5 protein-coding genes are annotated in these 3736 nt (G+C 76.1%); 3 read left to right on the plus strand and 2 right to left on the minus strand.

What is annotated here, in order from left to right:
- Both cofE and cofD read right to left on the minus strand, forming a co-directional pair.
- Positions 1-609, minus strand: a 609-nt coding sequence (gene cofE / locus DVA66_RS18110) for a coenzyme F420-0:L-glutamate ligase (RefSeq protein ID WP_198671920.1), incomplete at its 3' end; no start/stop codon positions are given.
- A 118-nt stretch (positions 610-727) separates the two neighbouring features.
- The gene (cofD, locus tag DVA66_RS18115) at positions 728-1726 is read right to left on the minus strand and encodes a 2-phospho-L-lactate transferase (protein ID WP_114561297.1); all 999 of its coding nucleotides are present in this window, start codon (positions 1724-1726) and stop codon (positions 728-730) included.
- A 55-nt stretch (positions 1727-1781) separates the two neighbouring features.
- Here cofD and DVA66_RS18120 point away from each other — a divergent pair, with 55 nt between their 5' ends.
- The 3 genes from DVA66_RS18120 to DVA66_RS18130 all read left to right on the plus strand — a co-directional run.
- Complete coding sequence (locus DVA66_RS18120; protein ID WP_114561298.1) at positions 1782-2438, plus strand: hypothetical protein; 657 nt, start codon at positions 1782-1784, stop codon at positions 2436-2438.
- Positions 2439-2538: 100 nt separating this feature from the next.
- Positions 2539-2802: a WhiB family transcriptional regulator gene (locus tag DVA66_RS18125; RefSeq protein WP_114561299.1), complete on the plus strand. Its 264-nt coding sequence runs from the start codon at positions 2539-2541 to the stop codon at positions 2800-2802.
- A gap of 106 nt (positions 2803-2908) precedes the next feature.
- On the plus strand, positions 2909-3736 hold an 828-nt coding region (locus tag DVA66_RS18130), incomplete at its 3' end, for a glycosyltransferase family 2 protein (RefSeq protein WP_198671921.1).

Here is a 3736-nt window from a genome sequence, read left to right on the forward strand (position 1 = left end):
GACCGGACGCCGTCCGAGCTTGGCCTTGACCAGGTCGCCGGCCGCGGCGACCTCGTCGGCCACCGCCATCTGGGTCACCACCAGCTCGTTGCCCCAGGGGTCGGTGCGCCCGCCGTAGTCCAGCACCGGCAGCACCCCGGCCGCGCCGATCGCCAGGTCGGTCTGGCCGCGCCGCCAGGCCCGACCGGAGGTGTCGGAGACGACCACGCCGAGCCGGACGCCGGCCAGCTGCTGCAGCCGCTCGCGCAGCCGGCGGGCGCTGGCGTCGGGGTCGGCCGGCAGCAGCAGCGCCGTCCCCGGCGCGACGTTGGAGGCGTCCACCCCGGCGGCGGCCTGCACCAGGCCCTGCCGGTTCTCCACGATCCGCACCGTCCCGCGCCGCGCCACCGTGCGCACCGTCTCGGCCTCGACCACCGGGTCGCGGTCCCCGGCGGCCACCGTGCGTCCCTCGGCCTTGGAGACCACCTTCGAGGTCACCACCACCACGTCGCCGTCGCGCAGCGGGCCGTCGGGGTCGGCGACCAGCGCCTCGTGCAGCAGCGCGGCCAGGTCGTCCCCGGCCATGACGTCGCCGATGCCGTCAGGGGCGAAGACCAGCAGCCGGCTCACCCGCGGCCCTCGCGCTGGGGAGCTCCGCTCACGATGTCGTCTCCGGCGTGAGCTCCGCTCACGATGTCGTCTCCCGCGTGAGCTCCGCTCACGATGTCGTCTCCGGCGTGAGCTCCGCTCACGACGCCAGCGCCCGGCCGTCGTCGGGGTCGGGGGAGACGCCGGCGCGGATGAAGGCGGCGGTGGTCTCCGGGTCGGTCATCAGCAGCGGGTGGGCCAGCGCCTCCAGCCCGCCGTCGCGGAGCCGGGCCAGCGCGGCCGCGTCGTCGGAGTCGACCACCCAGCGGTCGAGCACCCCGTCGGCCTGCCGGCTGCCGTAGTGCAGCCCGACGGCGGCGGCGTCCACCTCCACCCCGATCGCCGGCAGCAGCTTGTCGGCCATGCCCAGCACCGGGCGGCCGGAGAGGATGCCGGAGAAGCCGACCACCGGGGCGGAGGTCGCGCGCACCGCGTCGCGGACGCCGGGGGTGGCGAGGACCGGGCCGATCGAGACCACCGGGTTGCTCGGCGCGACCAGCACGAGGTCGGCCGCGGCGAGGGCCTCCAGCACGCCGGGCGCCGGCCGGGCCTCCTCGATGCCGACCTGCACCACCTCGAGCACCCGCGGCGCGGCGTGCAGCCGCACCCAGAACTCCTGGAAGTGCACGGCCCGCCGCCCACCGGGTGCGTCGTCGTCGGCGACGACCACGTGGGTCTCGACCCGGTCGTCGCTCATCGGCAGCAGGGTGACGGGGGAGTCGGTGCCCCACCAGCGCTGGGTCAGCGCCCGGGTGACCTCGCTCAGCGGGTAGCCGGCGGCGAGCATCTGGGTGCGGATCAGGTGGGTGGCGATGTCGCGGTCGCCGAGGTTGAACCAGGTCGGCTCGGCCGCGTGCGCCCGCAGCTCCTCCATCACCCGCCAGCCCTCGTCGGCCAGCCCCCAGCCGCGCTCGGGGTCGATCGCGCCGCCCAGGGCGTAGGTCATGGTGTCGAGGTCGGGGCAGATCCGCAGCCCGTGCAGGGTGATGTCGTCGGCGGTGTTGCCGACCACCGTCACCCGCGCTCCCGGGTAGGCGGCGAGCACGCCCCGGACGAACCTCGACCCGCCGACACCGCCGGCCAGCACCACGATCTGCACCCGGATAGTCTGCCACCGGCCCGCCGACCCCGGCGTGCGGCCGGGAGGGGGCTCGATGGAGGCGTCCGAGACCGAGCGGGCACCGCGTGCGCTGCTGGTGCTGGGCTGGCTGGCCGCCGTCCTCGTGCTGCTGGCGCTGGTGCTGCCCGTGGTGCCGGTGCTGCGCGCGGCCGGGCCGGACCGGGTGGTCCTCGAGCCGGTGCTGCTGCTCCTGCTGCTGCTCGCCCTGGTCCGTCGGCTGGCGGGGGCGCGCCCGTTGCTGGTGGTCGGCGCGGTGGTCTGCTGGCTGACCGCGCTCGCGGCCGCCGGGGACTGGCTGGCGCCGATCCTCCTGCTCGCGCAGGGCCCGCTCGCCGGAACCGGGATCGCCATCGTGCCCCTGTCGCCCGATGGCGCCTGGGTACGGGCGGCGGTGGGCCTGCTGGCCGCCGTGGCAGCCACGGTGCTCGCGGCCGGCACCCGACGTCCTCGCCCCGACGCCCCGGCGACCGCCGACGGAGGCGGGCCGGAGCCACCGGACACGTCCTCCTCCGCGGGTGCGGAGCTGGAGCGGCGCCCCACCTGGGAGCCCGACGAGGCCACCGGCGCGGTGTGGCGACGGGCCACCGACGCCGCCCGTGGCGACCAGCCCGACCGGGACTGGGGCCCGAGCGCGGCGGCGAACAGTACCGACCGGGACCAAGCCCGCGAGGATCCGACACGCCCGGGGTGAGATCGGTCACCCGCCAGCGCTTGACGGCGGGTGGACTACACGCGTGTAATTCTTGGCAAGTCCTCGGGATCCCCACTCGCGGACGGGTCGAGGAGGAAACATGCACGAGCTGTTGGAGGTGTTCGGCGCCGACGACGACGAAGGTGTGCTGGGCTGGCAGGAGCGGGCGCTGTGCGCACAGACCGATCCCGAGGCGTTCTTCCCCGAGAAGGGCGGGTCGACGCGCGAGGCCAAGAAGGTGTGCCTGTCGTGCGAGGTCAGGGGCGAGTGCCTCGAGTACGCCCTGGCCCACGACGAACGGTTCGGCATCTGGGGCGGGCTGAGCGAACGCGAACGCCGCAAGCTGAAGAAGCGAGCCGTATAGCATCGGGGGCGCCCTGCGGGGCGCCTTCGTGCTTTCCGGGCCGGTGTGAGCGGCAGACCGCGTCCCGACCTCGACCTGCCGCTGGGGTGACGTGACGGAAGCGGGGGTGTCGGAGCCCGAGGCGACCTGGGAGGTCGACGACGAGGAGCCCGGGACCGACCCCGTCGACCTGTCCGGGGAACAGGTCACCGCCGTCCTCGTCTGCCACGACTCCACCACCTGGCTGCCCAGCGCGCTGGCCTCGCTGGCCGCCCTCGACCCGCCCCCGGACTACCTGGTCGCTGTCAACAACACCCCCGGCGACGAGGCCGACGCCCTGCTGGAGTCCGCCCGGCACGAGGGCGCCCTCGACCTGGTGGTGCCCGGACGCCGCGAGCACGGCTTCGCCGAGGCGGTCGAGGCCGGGCTGGCGGCCGCCGACGCCGACCTGCTGGAGCAGACCGTGGTGCCGCGCCGCGGTGCGACCGCCCCGCCGCGGCGCTGGGTGTGGCTGCTGCACGACGACGTGGTGGCCGAGCCGGACGTCCTCGGCGAGCTGCTGCGCCACGTCGCCACCGACCCCGGCGTCGACCTCACCGGACCCACCCTGCTGGTGCCCTCGCGGGCCAACCAGCCGCGGCGGCTGACCGACTCCGCCGTCGGGGTGGCCGGCTCCGGACGCCCGGTGCCGCAGGCCGAGCCGGGGGAGGTGCTGCAGGGTCAGCTGGACCGGACCGCCGACGTCCTCGGGCTCTCCACCTGCGGGCTGCTGGTGCGCCGCGACGTCTGGGACGCCCTCGGCGGGCTGGCGCCGGAGCTGCCCGTCTTCCGCGACGGCGTCGAGCTGGGCTGGCGGGCCACCCGCGCCGGCTACCGGGTCGCCACCACCCCGACCGCCCACCTGGTGCACCGCCGGGTGGGTCGGGCCGGGCTGCGGGCCCGCTCGCACGCCGGC

Source organism: Desertihabitans aurantiacus, assembly GCF_003344635.1.
Classification (GTDB): Bacteria; Actinomycetota; Actinomycetes; order Propionibacteriales; family Propionibacteriaceae; genus Desertihabitans; species Desertihabitans aurantiacus.

Bases quoted from the DNA above. Each gene is read 5' to 3' on its own strand.
- DVA66_RS18125 (WP_114561299.1), top strand. From the start codon at position 2,539: ATGCACGAGCTGTTGGAGGTGTTCGGCGCCGACGACGACGAAGGTGTG.
- DVA66_RS18120 (WP_114561298.1), top strand. From the start codon at position 1,782: ATGGAGGCGTCCGAGACCGAGCGGGCACCGCGTGCGCTGCTGGTGCTG.